The 14,680-nt window shown below is 64.4% G+C and carries 12 protein-coding genes; 8 read left to right on the forward strand and 4 right to left on the reverse strand.

Annotated features, from left to right (window positions below; genetic code table 11):
* Nucleotides 1–22: 22 nt before the first annotated feature.
* The 3 genes from gcvT to gcvP all read left to right on the forward strand — a co-directional run bounded on the left by gcvT (nt 23) and on the right by gcvP (nt 4,600).
* Nucleotides 23–1,144, forward strand: a complete 1,122-nt coding sequence (gene gcvT, locus O3298_RS15540) for a glycine cleavage system aminomethyltransferase GcvT (RefSeq protein ID WP_251349130.1) — start codon at nt 23–25, stop codon at nt 1,142–1,144.
* A gap of 71 nt (nt 1,145–1,215) precedes the next feature.
* Complete coding sequence (gene gcvH / locus O3298_RS15545; RefSeq protein WP_077403327.1) at nt 1,216–1,596, forward strand: glycine cleavage system protein GcvH; 381 nt, start codon at nt 1,216–1,218, stop codon at nt 1,594–1,596.
* Nucleotides 1,597–1,699: 103 nt separating this feature from the next.
* The gene (gcvP, locus tag O3298_RS15550) at nt 1,700–4,600 is read left to right on the forward strand and encodes an aminomethyl-transferring glycine dehydrogenase (protein WP_099664341.1); all 2,901 of its coding nucleotides are present in this window, start codon (nt 1,700–1,702) and stop codon (nt 4,598–4,600) included.
* Nucleotides 4,601–4,680: 80 nt separating this feature from the next.
* On the opposite strand, the gene O3298_RS15555 is transcribed toward gcvP, so the two are convergent.
* Nucleotides 4,681–4,839, reverse strand: a complete 159-nt coding sequence (locus tag O3298_RS15555) for a hypothetical protein (protein ID WP_171985004.1) — start codon at nt 4,837–4,839, stop codon at nt 4,681–4,683.
* A 163-nt stretch (nt 4,840–5,002) separates the two neighbouring features.
* Here O3298_RS15555 and O3298_RS15560 point away from each other — a divergent pair, with 163 nt between their 5' ends.
* The 4 genes from O3298_RS15560 (at nt 5,003) to O3298_RS15575 (ending at nt 10,315) form a co-directional block, all read left to right on the forward strand.
* Entirely contained in the window at nt 5,003–6,220 is a 1,218-nt protein-coding gene (locus O3298_RS15560; protein ID WP_305055179.1) for a Bcr/CflA family efflux MFS transporter, read from the forward strand.
* A 22-nt stretch (nt 6,221–6,242) separates the two neighbouring features.
* A complete protein-coding gene (locus O3298_RS15565) occupies nt 6,243–6,854 on the forward strand; it encodes a TetR/AcrR family transcriptional regulator (protein ID WP_305055178.1) in 612 nt (203 codons plus the stop codon).
* Nucleotides 6,855–7,240: 386 nt separating this feature from the next.
* On the forward strand, nt 7,241–9,925 hold the full coding sequence (mgtA, locus tag O3298_RS15570; RefSeq protein ID WP_289913833.1) for a magnesium-translocating P-type ATPase: 2,685 nt from the start codon (nt 7,241–7,243) through the stop codon (nt 9,923–9,925).
* A gap of 36 nt (nt 9,926–9,961) precedes the next feature.
* Nucleotides 9,962–10,315: a hypothetical protein gene (locus O3298_RS15575; protein WP_305059940.1), complete on the forward strand. Its 354-nt coding sequence runs from the start codon at nt 9,962–9,964 to the stop codon at nt 10,313–10,315.
* A gap of 11 nt (nt 10,316–10,326) precedes the next feature.
* Here the strand turns inward: O3298_RS15575 and O3298_RS15580 are convergent, their stop codons facing one another.
* Nucleotides 10,327–10,893: an Rrf2 family transcriptional regulator gene (locus O3298_RS15580; RefSeq protein WP_289905349.1), complete on the reverse strand. Its 567-nt coding sequence runs from the start codon at nt 10,891–10,893 to the stop codon at nt 10,327–10,329.
* Nucleotides 10,894–10,952: 59 nt separating this feature from the next.
* Nucleotides 10,953–12,161, reverse strand: a complete 1,209-nt coding sequence (locus O3298_RS15585) for an NAD(P)/FAD-dependent oxidoreductase (protein ID WP_305059941.1) — start codon at nt 12,159–12,161, stop codon at nt 10,953–10,955.
* Between the two features lie 143 nt (nt 12,162–12,304).
* Here O3298_RS15585 and O3298_RS15590 point away from each other — a divergent pair, with 143 nt between their 5' ends.
* Nucleotides 12,305–12,997: a ribonuclease HI family protein gene (locus O3298_RS15590; RefSeq protein ID WP_305059942.1), complete on the forward strand. Its 693-nt coding sequence runs from the start codon at nt 12,305–12,307 to the stop codon at nt 12,995–12,997.
* On the opposite strand, the gene O3298_RS15595 is transcribed toward O3298_RS15590, so the two are convergent.
* On the reverse strand, nt 12,994–14,640 hold the full coding sequence (locus tag O3298_RS15595; RefSeq protein WP_289913839.1) for a methyl-accepting chemotaxis protein: 1,647 nt from the start codon (nt 14,638–14,640) through the stop codon (nt 12,994–12,996). The genes O3298_RS15590 and O3298_RS15595 overlap by 4 nt on opposite strands.
* Nucleotides 14,641–14,680: the final 40 nt, after the last annotated feature.

The raw sequence follows: 14,680 nt of genomic DNA on the forward strand, positions 1-14,680 counted from the left end.
TTACCTTCGTCCCGAGGAATCCATGACGCTCAAAGCGACCCCACTCAATAACGCCCACCGTGCCCTCGGCGCCCGCATGGTCGATTTCGGCGGCTGGGACATGCCCGTCAACTACGGCTCGCAAATCGAAGAACACAACGCCGTGCGCGGCGATGCCGGCATGTTCGACGTGTCCCATATGTGCGTGGTCGATATCGAAGGTCCGAACGTGCGCGCCTTTTTGCGCGGCTTGCTGGCCAACAACGTTGACAAGCTGCAAGTGTCGGGCAAGGCGCTGTACTCGTGCATGCTCAATGCCGAAGGCACCGTCATCGATGACCTGATCGTCTACTTCTTCAACGAAAACTGGTTCCGCCTCGTCGTCAACGCGGGCACGGCTGAAAAAGACGTGGCGTGGATGCAGCAGCAAAACACCAACACCAACAGCGGCCTGACGATCACCGAACGCCGCAATGCCAACAATCCGATGGCCCTGGTAGCCGTGCAAGGCCCGAACGCGCGCGCCAAGGTGTGGCAAGTGCTGCCGGAAACGCAAGCCGCCTCCGAAGCCATCAAGCCGTTCAATGTCGTCATCGTCAAGGACACGGCTTTCGGCGAAGTCATGCTGGCGCGCACCGGTTACACGGGCGAAGACGGCTTTGAAATCGGCGTGGCCGCCACCCAGGTGGAAGCGCTGTGGAACGCCCTGGCGGCGGCCGGCGTCAAGCCTGCCGGCCTGGGCGCGCGCGACACCCTGCGCCTGGAAGCGGGCATGAATCTGTACGGCCAGGACATGGATGAAACCGTCAACCCGCTCGACGCGGGCCTGGCGTGGACCATCGACCTCGTCAGCGAGCGCGACTTCATCGGCAAGGCGGCCCTGCTGGCCAAGGGCCAGAACGCGCAATTCGTCGGACTGATCCTGCGCGAAAAAGGCGGCGTGCTGCGCGCCCACCAGAAAGTCATCATCGCCGGCAGCGAAGCCACGGGCGAAATCACCAGCGGCACCTTCAGCCCGACGATGCAGGAAGCGATCGCGCTGGCGCGCGTGCCGAACGGCGTCGCCGTGGGCGACACCGTGCACGTGGAAATCCGCGGCAAGCAGCTGGCCGCTTCCGTCGTCAAGCTGCCTTTCGTGCGTAACGGTAAAATCCTGGCTGCGTAAGGTTTTATAGAGCCGCCCGCAAGACCGTACAACCATAATCAATAACGAACACTTACCATCTGGAGCCACACATGAACATTCCTGCAGACCTGAAGTACACCGCTTCCCACGAATGGGTACGCCTTGAAGGCGACGGCACGATCACCGTCGGCATCACCGAGTACGCGCAGGACGCCCTGGGCGACATCGTCTTCGTCGAACTGCCAACCGTGGGCAACACCTACGGCGCCGGCGACGACGCCGCCGTGGTGGAATCGGTCAAGGCAGCGAGCGACATCTACGCGCCGATCGCCGGCGAAGTCGTGGCCGTCAACGACGACGTGGTCAACTCGCCCGAGTCGATTAATGCCGACGCCTACGCCAACTGGCTGTTCAAGATCAAGCCAGCCGACGTGTCGGCCCTGGACGGCTTGCTCGACGCTGCCGCCTATGGCGCCACCACCGGCGCGTAATCGCGTTTGACTCACGGGCCGCAATCGCGGCCCGTTTGCATTTTTTCTGCGCTGCGCCCGCGCGCCGCATCCCGGTTTTTCAGTCTTTTTTGGCCTCTATATCATGACCCGCACCAGCCTGACCCAACTCGAAGCACGCGATGCCTTCATCGCCCGCCACATCGGCCCTTCCCACACCGAACAAGCAGCCATGCTGGCGACCCTCGGCTATCCATCGCGCGCCGCGCTGATCGACGCCCTGGTACCGGCCAACATCCGCAACAAGGGCGCCCTGCCCCTGGGCGCGTATTCGCAGCCGATGCCGGAACAGGAAGCCCTGTCGCGCCTGAAAGCCATCGCCGGCAAGAACCAGGTTCTCAAATCCCTGATCGGCCAAGGCTACTACAACACATTCACGCCCGGTGTCGTTTTGCGCAACATCTTTGAAAATCCGGCCTGGTACACGGCGTACACGCCTTACCAGCCTGAGATTTCGCAAGGCCGCCTGGAAGCGATCCTGAACTTCCAGCAAGTAATCACCGATCTGACCGGCATGGGCATCTCGAACGCCTCGATGCTGGACGAAGGCACTGCCGCCGCCGAAGCGATGACCCTGATCCAGCGCGTGGGCAAGTCGAAGTCGAACGTGCTGTATGTGGCCAATGACGTGCTGCCGCAAACGCTGGAAGTGGTGCAGACGCGCGCCCAGCCGATCGGCATCGAAGTGCGCACGTTTGATCCGGCAGAAATCGAGTCGCTGGACGCCTGCTTCGGCGTGCTGCTGCAATACCCTGGCGTGAACGGCGTCGTGCGCGACTACCGCGCCGGCGTGGAAAAACTGCACGCGAACGGCGCCATGGTCATCGTCGCGGCTGACCTGCTGGCCCTGACCATGCTCACGCCTCCGGGCGAATGGGGCGCCGACGTCGTCGTCGGCAACAGCCAGCGCTTCGGCGTGCCGCTCGGCTTCGGCGGCCCGCACGCGGGCTATCTGTCCACGCGCGATGAATTCAAGCGCAATATGTCGGGCCGCCTGGTGGGCGTGACCGTCGATGCGCAAGGCAACAAGGCGTACCGCCTGGCCCTGCAAACGCGCGAACAGCATATCCGCCGCGAAAAGGCGACCTCGAACATCTGCACGGCGCAAGTGCTGCTGGCCGTGATGGCCTCGATGTACGCCGTCTACCACGGCCCGGCCGGCCTGCTGCAGATCGCCCGCCGCGTGCACCGCTTTACGGGCGTGCTGGCGGCCAACCTGAAGACCCTCGGCTATGGCGTCGTCAATGCGACTTACTTCGACACCCTGACCATCAACGTCGCCGATGCGGCGCAGCTGCACGCGACGGCCATGCACCACGGCGTCAACCTGCGCAAGATCGACAATACCCACGTGGGCGTGTCGCTCGACGAAACCACCACGCGCGACGATATCGCGCTGCTGTGGAAAGTGTTCGCGCACGGCCTGACCAACGCGCCTGCCGCCCCGGACCTGGACAGCGTGGAAGCAAATGTGACCAGCGCGCTGCCGGCCAACCTGGCACGCGAGAGCGCCTACCTGACCCACCCCGTCTTCAACAGCTACCACTCGGAACACGAGATGCTGCGCTACCTGCGCAGCCTGGCCGACAAGGACCTGGCGCTGGACCGCACCATGATCCCGCTCGGTTCGTGCACCATGAAGCTGAACGCGACGAGCGAAATGATTCCCGTCACCTGGCCGGAATTTTCGAATATCCACCCGTTCGCGCCGGACGCGCAAACGGTCGGCTACCGCGAGATGATTTCGCAGCTGGAAGAGATGCTGTGCGCCTTGACGGGCTACGCGGCCGTCTCGCTGCAGCCGAACGCCGGCTCGCAGGGCGAATACGCGGGTCTGCTGGTGATCAAGGCGTATCACGAGTCGCGCGGCGAAGGCCATCGCAACATTTGCCTGATTCCCTCGTCGGCGCACGGCACCAACCCCGCCTCGGCCAACATGGTCGGCATGCAGGTGGTCGTCACCAGCTGCGACGCCAACGGCAACGTGGACCTGGCCGACCTGAAGGCGAAGGCGGAAAAGCACAGCGCCAACCTGGCTTGCGTGATGGTCACCTACCCATCCACCCACGGCGTGTTTGAAGAAGGCATCCAGGAACTGTGCGAGATCATCCACGCGCACGGCGGCCAGGTCTACATCGACGGCGCCAACATGAACGCGCTGGTCGGCGTGGCCGCTCCCGGCTCGTTTGGCGGCGACGTGTCCCACCTGAACCTGCACAAGACCTTCTGCATCCCGCACGGCGGCGGCGGACCGGGCGTCGGCCCGATCGGCGTGGGCGCCCACCTGGCGAAATTCCTGCCGAACCAGCGTTCCTCGGGCTACCAGCGCGATGCTGCCGGCATCGGCGCCGTCAGCGCCGCGCCATTCGGCTCGGCCAGCATCCTGCCGATTTCGTGGATGTACATCGCCATGATGGGCGCGGAAGGCTTGACGGCCGCCACCGAGACGGCGATCCTGGCGGCGAACTACATCGCGCGCCGCCTGGCGCCGCACTACCCCGTGCTGTACTCGGGCCACGACGGCCTGGTCGCGCACGAGTGCATCCTGGACCTGCGCCCGATCACGGACGCCACCGGCATCAGCAACGAAGACGTGGCCAAGCGTTTGATGGACTTCGGTTTCCATGCGCCGACCATGAGCTTCCCCGTGCCGGGCACCCTGATGATCGAACCGACGGAAAGCGAATCGAAAGTGGAGATCGACCGCTTCATCGACGCCATGATCGCCATCCGCGCGGAAATCGCCAAGGTCGCCAGCGGTGAATTCGACCACGACGACAACCCGTTGAAAAATGCGCCGCACACGGCACAGGTATTGATGTCGGACAACTGGGAACGCAAGTACAGCCGCGAAATCGCCGCCTACCCCGTCGCTTCCTTGCGCCAGCGCAAGTACTGGCCGCCGGTCGGCCGCGCCGACAACGTGTACGGCGACCGCAACCTGTTCTGCGGTTGCGCACCGATCAGTTCCTACGAAGAAGAGTAAACGCCATCTGCCCGGCTAGCCGGGCAGGAGGAACACAGAACGGCAGGCCGCAAGGTCTGCCGTTTTTTTTATGCGCCGCGCTACAGCGCCAGCAAGGCCGCGCCCGGCAATCCCAGGGCGGTGCCCAGCATCGTCAGCAGCACGACATCGCGCCGTTCGCAGCGGGCGCGGTGCGAACTCCAGGCGGCAAACAGCAAGGCCACGGCCACGCCGCTGAGCGAAATTCCCACTTCCGTCATGACCGCTCTCCCCGCAGATACGGCGCAGCCGCCATTGTTACGTTCATCATCGTCGTCATCCTTTGCCTTTATTGAGTTGGCTACCTATCGGTAGGTAGTCAGTGTACAATAAAAAAGACGGCAATGTCCATGCCGTGTTTTTTGACGATACAAAGGAAGCGCAATGCAGCAGCAAACCACTCTCCCCGCCGCCAGTCTCGGGCTGGCGGCTTCCCTGGCCCTGGTGGCCGTGCTCGGCCCGGCCGGCATCGACATGTACCTGGCCTCGATGCCCGCCATGGCGCGCGAGCTGCACACCTCGTATGCGAACGTGCAGCTGAGCCTGACGGTTTTCCTGCTGGCCCTGGGCGGCGGGCAATTGCTGTGCGGGCCGCTGACCGACATGCTGGGCCGGCGCCGTCCGCTGCTGGCCGGCATCGCCGTGTACATTCTTGCCGCCGTGTGGGCGTCGCAGGCGGATCAATTGAGCACCCTGCTGCTGGCGCGCTTGCTGCAAGGTCTGGGCGCCGCGCTGACCCTGGTCGTGGTGATGAGCATGGTGCGCGACGTGGCCGATGGCGTCAAAGCGGCGCAGCTGTTTGCCCTCTTGATGACCATCGTCGGCCTGGCGCCCGTGCTGGCGCCCGCCGTGGGCGGCTTGCTCGACGCCCACTACGGCTGGCGCGCCGTGATGCTGGCCCTGGCCGCGCTGGGTCTCTTGACCCTGCTCAATAGCGCGCTGTTCCTATCAGAAACCCTGCCAGCGGCCCGACGCGTCGCGCCGCGCGGCATGCACCGCACGTATGCGCGCATCGCGCTGGACCGCGCCTTCCTGCTGCCCGCACTGGCCCTGTCCGCCACTTTCTTTTTCCTGTTTGCCTATATCGGCGGAGCGTCGCTCGTGTACCAGCGCGATTTCGGCCTGTCCGCGGGCAGCTTCGGCCTCGTGTTCGGCGCCACGGGCGTGGCCGTGCTGCTGGGCGCCATGGCCAGCGGCCGCCTGGTGGAAAAGCACGGCGTGGCGCGCCTTTGCGTGGCGGGCAGCGCGGCCATGCTGGGCGGCGCGGGGCTGGCCCTGCTCGGCGCTTGGGCAGGAGCAGGCATCGCCGCTGTCGTGCCGGGCATGTTCGTGGCCCTGTTTGGCCTGGGCATCGCGGAAGCGGCGCTGATGGCCATGGCCATGGGTTCCCAGCAGCGTGCGCTCGGTTCCACGGCCGCGCTGCTGGGTGCCATCCAGATGACCTTGTCGTCGCTGGCCACGCCGCTGGCGGCCAGCCTGTCGGAATGGGGGCCGCTGCCGTGGCTGCTGTTCTTGACCGTGGCCGGCCTGCTGGTATCATGGCTGACCCTGGCCACTGCGCGCGTCCATCCGGTCCATGCCAGCAGCCTGGGAGCGCACTGACGCCTCACCCCATATCACCCCCATGATGAAAAAACGCTCGGCCTCGGCCGATAATATCTGTGCCGTCGCCGTCGTCCACTTTTCGGAACACGGCTACGACGCTTCGTCCCTCAGCGACATCGCCGCGCAGGCGGGCATGCGCAAGGCTTCGCTGTATTCGCACTTCGCCGGCAAGGACGCCCTCTTCCTCGACGTGTTTGCCGACGCCCTGGCCGAAGAGCAAGCCTTCATGGACAGCTGCTTCGCCGACGAAGCGGCGCTGGCGGCGCCCGGCGGCCAGCAAGCCGGCGCCCTGTACTGCGACCGCATGGCGCAGCGCTATGCGGATTCGGCCCATTTGCGCTTTCTGCTGCGCACGGCCTACTTGCCGCCCGCCCCCCTGCGCGTGGAAGTGGGCACGGGCTACGAAGCCTTGCTGGCGCAGCTGCAGCAGTATTACGTGCAGAGCCTGGCCCGTCTCGCGCCCACGTTATCGTCGCAGCGCATCGACCTGTATGCGCAAGCCTACCTGGGCATCGTCGACAGCCTGCACGTAGAGCTGATCTACGCGGGCGGCGCCGCGCTGCAGCAGCGTCATGCGGCGCTGTGGCAGATATTGTCCGATTCGCTGGCGATGGCCACGCAACATGGCTGAGCATGCGGCCTGCCACAGTCACATTACACTTTGGAAACCTAAGATTTCTTCAGTTGACACTCTTGCAGCATGTGCATAAGATGCCCCCATTATTCATTTACGGAGTCCCACGTGGGTACTTGTTCTAGTGACAGTAGCCGATCTTGTATCGGCGATTGCCTCGGCAGCTAAACAGCAAGCAACGCGGAACTCTCTTTCCTCCGTGCCTTGCTGAGCAAGGTGCGGTGTCTCGCGCGGCCAGTATGGCCGCACGCCTCTCCCCCCTCTTTCCGATCGCGACCGGCTACTGACCCGGATTGCCCGCCAGCACTATCGTGCTTTGGCGGCACGCAAGTCTTGCCTGCGGCTGCGCCGCCCGTCAACACCTCGTCGTGAAAGGAAGAGCAATGAATCTCTTCACCCGCTTATTCGAATCGTTCCTGCGCAAGCGCCATACGGCAGGCAACTTCCGCCGCCGCGCCATGCCGCTGGAAAACAGCACGGCCCGCCCCGTGCCCGACCACCTGGCGCGCCAGTTGCTGGCCGCCGCCCATGAAGACCTCGATAGCGCCCTGAACCGCCTGCACACGCGCCTGGAAGGCTTGCGCGATGCCGAAGCGCAAGTGATCGGCGCGCAAACGGGTCCGAACGAGGTCGAACATGAAAAACCGCTGGCCTGGTACCAGCACCTGTGGCTGTGCTACAAGAATCCGTTCAACCTGCTGCTGACCGTGCTGGCCATCGTTTCCTACCTGACGGAAGACCCGAAGGCGACCATCGTCATCGGCACCATGGTGATCTTGTCGACCCTGCTGCGTTTCGTGCAGGAAGGCCGCTCGAACCGGGCCGCCGAGCGCCTGAAAGCCATGGTCAGCAATACAGCCACCGTGCTGCGCAATGGCCAGCAAGTCGAGCTGCCTATCCGCCAGCTGGTGCAGGGCGACCTCATCGTGCTGTCGGCCGGCGACATGATCCCCGCCGACTGCCGCCTGCTGTCCGCGAAAGACCTGTTCGTCAGCCAGGCCGCCATGACGGGCGAATCCTTGCCCGTGGAAAAGATGGCCGAACTGGCCGACGCCCATGGCAAAGATCCCATGGAACTGGCCAATCTGCTGTTCATGGGCACGAACGTGATCTCCGGCGCCGCCACGGCGCTGGTATTGGCTACGGGCAACCGCACCTATTTCGGCACCATCGCCACGCGCGTGACGGCCACCGAGCGCACGCCGACGGCGTTCGAGGCGGGCGTGAACAGCGTCAGCTGGCTCTTGATCCGCTTTGCCCTCGTGATGGCGCCGCTCGTCTTCCTGATCAACGGCTGGACCAAGGGCGACTGGATGGAAGCGTTCCTGTTCGCACTGTCCGTGGCGGTCGGCCTGACGCCGGAAATGCTGCCCATGATCGTCACCAGCACGCTGGCCAAGGGCGCCGTGAAACTGTCGAAAAAGAAAGTCGTCGTCAAGCGCCTGGACGCCATCCAGAACTTCGGCGCCATGGACGTGTTGTGCACGGACAAGACGGGCACCTTGACGCAGGACAAGATCGTGCTCGAGCGCCATACCGACGTGTTCGGCCAGCAATCCGATGAAGTGCTGCAATTCGCCTATTTGAACAGCCACTACCAGACGGGCTTGAAAAACCTGCTGGACCGCGCCGTGCTCGACCACGTGGAATTGCAGACGGAAATGCAGCTGGCGCGCGACTATGTCAAAGTCGATGAAATCCCGTTCGATTTCGTGCGCCGCCGCATGTCCGTCGTCGTTTCCGAAAAGAATGATCACCATGAACTGATCTGCAAGGGCGCCGTCGAGGAAATCCTCGCCGCCTGCAGCCACCTGCGCCTGGGCGGCGTGAATATTCCCCTCGACGCGGCCCTGCTGGACAAGGTGCTGGAAACCACGCATGGCCTGAACGCGGAAGGTTTGCGCGTGGTGGCCGTGGCCGTCAAGGAAGTCCCGCCCCATAAAACCGTGTACGGCGTGGCCGATGAAACGGCGCTCACGCTGATCGGTTATGTCGCTTTCCTCGATCCGCCGAAGGAATCGACGGCGCCCGCCCTGCGCGCGCTGGCGGAACACGGCGTGACCGTGAAAGTGTTGACGGGCGACAACCACCTCGTGACGGCAAAGATTTGCCGCGAAGTGGGCCTGGCCGTGCATGGCGTGCTGCAAGGCCCGCAACTGGACGACATGGACGACGCCACCCTGGCGAAAGCGGCCGAGGACAACACGGTGTTTGCCAAGCTCAGCCCGCTGCACAAGGAGCGCCTCGTGCGCGCCCTGCGCGGCAATGGCCACATCGTCGGCTTCATGGGCGACGGAATCAACGACGCGCCCGCCCTGCGCGCGGCCGATATCGGCATTTCCGTCGATTCCGCCGTCGATATCGCCAAGGAAGCGGCCGACATCATCCTGCTGGAAAAGAGCCTGATGGTGCTGGAAGAAGGCGTGCTGGAAGGCCGCCGCACCTTCAGCAACATGCTCAAATACATTCGCATGACGGCCAGCTCGAACTTCGGCAATGTGTTTTCCGTGCTGGTGGCCAGCGCATTCCTGCCATTCCTGCCCATGTTGCCGCTGCACTTGCTGGTGCAAAACCTGCTGTACGACGTGTCGCAGATCGCCATCCCGTTCGACAATGTCGACGCCGAACTGATCCAGCAGCCGCTGAGCTGGAACCCGCGCGACATCGGCCGCTTCATGGTGTTTTTCGGCCCCATCAGCTCGATCTTCGACATCAGCACATTTATCCTGATGTGGCATGTGTTCGGCGCGAATACCCCGGAACAGCAAACCCTGTTCCAGTCCGGCTGGTTCGTCGTGGGGCTGTTGACGCAAACCCTGATCGTGCACCTGATCCGCACGCCGAAGCTGCCCTTCATCGACAGCATCGCCTCCGTGCCCCTGCTGGTGGCCACGACCCTGATCATGGCCGTGGGCGTCTTCCTGCCGATGGGTCCGCTGGCGACTTACTTCAAGCTGCAAGCCTTACCATTGGGCTACTTCCCATGGCTGCTGGGCATCCTCGTCTGCTACACACTGCTGACGACGTTCATGAAACGCGTGTACCTGCGCAAATTCGGCTGGCAATAGTATGATGGGCCGCTCTTACCCCTACACAAGGCACGCATGAGCGGCTCCCCCTCACCTTCATCCATATCCAAACGCACGCAGGCCCTGCTGCTGTCGGGCCTCGTGTTTCCCGGCAGCGGGCATTTCTTATTAAAACGCAAGGCGCGCGGCTGCCTGTTCATTGTGCCCGCGCTGATCGCGCTGGTGCTCGTATTGCGCCAGATCATGGCACGATTGGATCAAGTTATGGCGCAGATCGACAGCGGCGCCCTGCCCCTCGACGTGCAGCTGATCGTGGAAAAAGTCGATGCGCTGTCGGCCCATGACGGCCCCGCCATGACGGTGGCCGTTTGTGTGCTGGTGGCGTGCTGGATCGGCAGCCTCGTCGATACCATGCTATTGAAGCCGTAAGGTCGCTGGCGTCAGACGGCATCGCCCTTGACGCGGCGCGGCTTCGGTCCGCGCACGGCGGCGATGCGCGCTTCGCTGCGCACCTGCACTCGGCCGCTGAACCAGCCCTGCAAATCCTCGCCAAAGCCGGCCGGCGCCGCACTGCCCACGCCTTGCGCCAGGTCCGCCAGGGTCGTCTTGGCCAGCTCGGCGCGCATGCTTTTCTCGGCGCGCAGCATCAAGGCATGGATGCCGCACACGCCGCTGGTCATCCAGCCGGGCGGCTCGCCTTCATACAGGGTGCAGCGGCTGCGGATCTGCTGGCAATCGAACAGCGGTTTCGGCCCCTCGATGGCGTCCACCACGTCGAGCACGCTGATCTCGGCCGCCGGACGCGCCAGCTGGTAGCCGCCGCGTATGCCTTCCGATGCCGTCACGATGCCCGCCTTTTCCAGCTTGGGGAAGATTTTTGCCAGGAAAGAGACGGAAATGCCCTGCAATTCCGCCAGGTCGCGGCTGCTGGCAGGCTCGGCAAGCGGCTGCGCCAGATACAGCAGGCAATGCAAGCCATACTCGGTGCCGCTTCCATAATGTGCCATGATGCCATTCCTCCGTTGCAAAACGGGGACTGTAGCACTCCCCGTTTGCAGCCGCAAGGCTACAACGACAGCTCGAACGCGGGATCGGCGGCTGCCAGCGCCGCCGCGCTGTCGGCCGGCGGATAAATCACGCGGCCGTTGATGGCCACCTTCAAGGCCTTGCCTTCGCTGCCCGTCATCCACACCTTGCGCTCCCAGCCCTGCGTGACGACCGCGCCCCACGCCCCCAGGTCCAGGCACGTCACATAATAGGGCTGGCGGTAGGGCCGCGTGGCCAGGCCCAGCAGGTCGGCCACGACATTGTCGCCCGAAGAACGTCCAAGGAACATGGCGTGCTGGCAGCTCATCAGCGTGTGATTGCCAGCGTCGTCCGTGGCCGCGACGGCCGCGTCGCCCGTGGCAAAGACCTTGCCCGCGCCAGGCACGCGCAAGTCGTGCGCCACCCGCAGGCGGCCCGCCGCGTCCTTGTCGCCGGGAATCTGCGCCGTCAGCGCACTGGCCCGCACGCCCGCCGTCCACACCACGGTGGCCGCCTCGATGCGCTCGCCATCGGCCGTCGTCAAGCCGTCCCCGTCGATGGCGGCGACGGCCGAACCGAGCCGGCATTCCACGCCCAGTTCCGCCAGCGCCTGCTCGATGACGGGACGCGGTCCCGGACCCAGGTCGGGGCCGATGTCGGGCGCCCGCTCGACGATGATCACCTTGATCTCGGCATCCTGCCCCAGGATGGCGCGGAGGCGGGCCGGCAGCTCGGCCGCCAGCTCGATGCCCGTGAAGCCGCCACCGGCCACGATGACCGTATTGCGCGCGGCCGATACGGGACGGGCGGCCAGCCCGTGCAGGTGCGCATCGAGCGCCACCGCGTCGTCGCGCTGGTCGGCGCTGAAGGCAAATTCTTGCAGACCCGGAATCTCCGGCCGGAACAGGCTGCTGCCTGCCGCCAGCACCAGGCGGTCATAGGCCAGGGTGGAACGGCTGCCGTCGGCGGCCACGATGTCGACCTCGTCGCTGGCACTGCGGATGGCCTCGACCTTGCCCGCGATGAAGCGCACGCCCGTGTCGTCGAACAGTTGCTGCAGCGGCGCCACCATGCCGGCGGGCGCCGGCTCGTACAGGCGCGGGCGCATCGTCAGCACGGCTTCGGGCGCCACCAGCGCCACTTCGATCTCGCCCGCTGGAACGTTTTCCAGCCGCAGGCGGCGCACGGCAGCCAGGGCACTCCACAAGCCGGCAAAGCCGGCACCAATGATCAATACGCGCTGTGTCATGTTTTTTCTCCTTGATTTAATAACGCAGACTATATCACTCCGTGTTATGCGGCGCAAGCGGACATGCCGAAAAAGGCGCAGCCTGTCTTGCGGTCCGCGCCGCACTCGCGTAGATTCGCGGCACAACGAACAGGGAAAGCCCCATGCAAGAGGAATTGGAAACATTGCTGACAGCAGCGTTCAAGAGCGAGCGGATACAGGCGCGCCGGCTGGCGGCGCTGGACGGCATCGCCGGCGACGCGGCACTGCAGCGCATACTGGAACAGGCGGCCGGCACGCAGGGCCTTGCCGCCCTGCTGGCGGCGCGGACGCAGGCGCGCGCGGCCGACGCGCAGCGCAAGGCGCAAAAGATCAGCGACCGCCAGCAGGCGCAAGCGGCCAGGCGCCTGCCGGCTGGCCCCGCTTCGGCGTGGCGCGGCTGGTTCGACGGCTCCGCCCACCCGAATCCGGGCAAGCTGGGCATCGGCGCCCTGCTGCTGGGGCCGAACGGCGAACGTATCGAAGTGAGCGAGGCGGCCGGTTATGGCAGCAGCAGCGATGCGGAATATGCGGCCCTGACGGCCGTGCTGCAGGCGGCACTCGGCGTGCGCCCGCCGCCCGCGCAACTGCTGCTGTACGGCGACAGCCAGGTGGTGATCAACGATGTGCTGGGAACGGCGGCGGCAGGCGCCAAGGGACTGGAAATACACAGGGCCACCGTAGTGGCCCTGCTGGAACAATTACACGATGTAACACTGCGCTGGCTGCCGCGCCACCGCAATGGCGAGGCGGATCGGCTGTCGCAGCTGGCGATCGCCGGCTGGGTGGAGGAAGACCCTCCACCCCTTGCCGTTTAGGCGGCGCGGCCGATCTGCAATGCCTCTTGCGGCGCCTTGGCCGCCGGGCGCTTGCCGCCACTCACGGCCTTCAAGCCGCCGGCGCCGGCCTGCTGGCCATTCAATTTGAACACGCTGACCACTTGCGCCAGGTTGTGCGCCTGGTGCTGCATCGATTCGGCGGCGGCCGCCGACTCTTCCACCAGGGCCGCATTTTGTTGCGTCACGGCATCCATCTGGCCGATGGCCCGATTGATCTCGTCGATGCCCACGCTTTGCTCGCTGCTGGCCGCCGTGATTTCCGTGATGATGTCGCTCACGCGCTGCACACTGTCGACGATATCGTTCATGGTCGAACCGGCTTGCGCCACCAGCATGCTGCCCGCGTTGACTTGCTCCACGGAAGCACCGATCAGGGTCTTGATCTCTTTCGCCGCCGACGCGGAACGCTGGGCCAGGTTGCGCACTTCGGACGCCACGACGGCAAAGCCGCGGCCCTGCTCACCCGCGCGCGCCGCTTCCACGGCCGCATTCAGCGCCAGGATATTCGTCTGGAAGGCGATGCCGTCGATGACGCTGATGATGTCGACGATTTTATTGGATGAAGCATTGATCGATTCCATCGTGCCCACCACCTGCGCCACGACTGCGCCGCCCTTGACGGCCACTTGCGCGGCCGACGCCGCCAACTGGTTCGCCTGGCGCGCATTGTCCGCATTCTGTTTCACGGTGCTGGTCAGTTCTTCCATCGACGAAGCTGTTTCTTCTAGGGAACCGGCCTGCTCTTCCGTGCGGGAAGACAGGTCCTGGTTACCGGCGGCGATTTCCGTCGATGACGTGGCGATGCTGTCCGTACCTGCGCGCACTTCGCTGACGATGTTGAGCAAGCTCGTGTTCATGTCCTTCAGGGCCAGCAAAAGTTGCCCAGTTTCATCTTTGGCGCTGGCGTCGATCTGTGCCGTCAAGTCGCCATCGGCCACCTTGCGGGCGATGTCCACGGCCGTGCGCAGGGGGCGCACGATGCCCGTCGTCAACAGCCAGGCGCAGACGACGCCAAAGCCCAGCGCCAGCACGGCCAGGGTCAGCAGCAAGTTGCGGCTCGTCTTGGCGACCTCGTCGATCTCGCGCGCCGTCGTGTCGATGCTGGCGCGCTGGTGCTGCAGCATGTCGTTGACCACTTTCAGGTATTTCGTCGAACCGGGCACGAAGATGCCCTGGAACGCCTTTTCTGCCTCGGCTTCCTGTCCATCCGCCTTCAGCTTCGACACTTGCGCGCGCGAATCGAGGTAGACCTTGCGCTGTTCGCTCACCAGGCGGAACAGTTCCTTTTCTTCCGGGCTGGAAATCAAGGCTTCGATTTTCTTTTGCAATTCGCCCGACACGACGGACGATTGCTTGGCCTCTTCCGCAAAATACGCGCCCAGTGACGTGTCGCTGCTGCGCGCGATGGCCGTGGTGCGGCGCACGCCGCTATCGATCTTTGCATACCAGTCGGAAATATAGCGTTCCTTCGCCAGCGGCAGCTCCATCATGGTGCGCGTGGCCATGGCCACGTCGTGCAAACGCCACACGCTGATGCCCGTAATGAGCATGGAAAACAGCAAAATCACGGCAAAACCCAGGCCGAGGCGCACACCAATACTGACGTTTCTTAACAAATTCATGTGAATATCCTAAAAAAGCGGAACCAGACTATATAAAAGG

The organism is Janthinobacterium sp. SUN137, assembly GCF_030587265.1.
GTDB classification, from domain to species: Bacteria; Pseudomonadota; Gammaproteobacteria; order Burkholderiales; family Burkholderiaceae_D; genus Janthinobacterium; species Janthinobacterium kumbetense.

Coding starts and splice junctions, on each gene's coding strand:
- O3298_RS15565 (WP_305055178.1), top strand. CDS start 6,243: ATGATGAAAAAACGCTCGGCCTCGGCCGATAATATCTGTGCCGTCGCC.
- O3298_RS15555 (WP_171985004.1), bottom strand. CDS start 4,839: ATGACGGAAGTGGGAATTTCGCTCAGCGGCGTGGCCGTGGCCTTGCTG.
- O3298_RS15590 (WP_305059942.1), top strand. CDS start 12,305: ATGCAAGAGGAATTGGAAACATTGCTGACAGCAGCGTTCAAGAGCGAG.
- gcvP (WP_099664341.1), top strand. CDS start 1,700: ATGACCCGCACCAGCCTGACCCAACTCGAAGCACGCGATGCCTTCATC.
- gcvH (WP_077403327.1), top strand. CDS start 1,216: ATGAACATTCCTGCAGACCTGAAGTACACCGCTTCCCACGAATGGGTA.
- O3298_RS15575 (WP_305059940.1), top strand. CDS start 9,962: ATGAGCGGCTCCCCCTCACCTTCATCCATATCCAAACGCACGCAGGCC.
- gcvT (WP_251349130.1), top strand. CDS start 23: ATGACGCTCAAAGCGACCCCACTCAATAACGCCCACCGTGCCCTCGGC.
- O3298_RS15580 (WP_289905349.1), bottom strand. CDS start 10,893: ATGGCACATTATGGAAGCGGCACCGAGTATGGCTTGCATTGCCTGCTG.
- mgtA (WP_289913833.1), top strand. CDS start 7,241: ATGAATCTCTTCACCCGCTTATTCGAATCGTTCCTGCGCAAGCGCCAT.
- O3298_RS15595 (WP_289913839.1), bottom strand. CDS start 14,640: ATGAATTTGTTAAGAAACGTCAGTATTGGTGTGCGCCTCGGCCTGGGT.
- O3298_RS15560 (WP_305055179.1), top strand. CDS start 5,003: ATGCAGCAGCAAACCACTCTCCCCGCCGCCAGTCTCGGGCTGGCGGCT.
- O3298_RS15585 (WP_305059941.1), bottom strand. CDS start 12,161: ATGACACAGCGCGTATTGATCATTGGTGCCGGCTTTGCCGGCTTGTGG.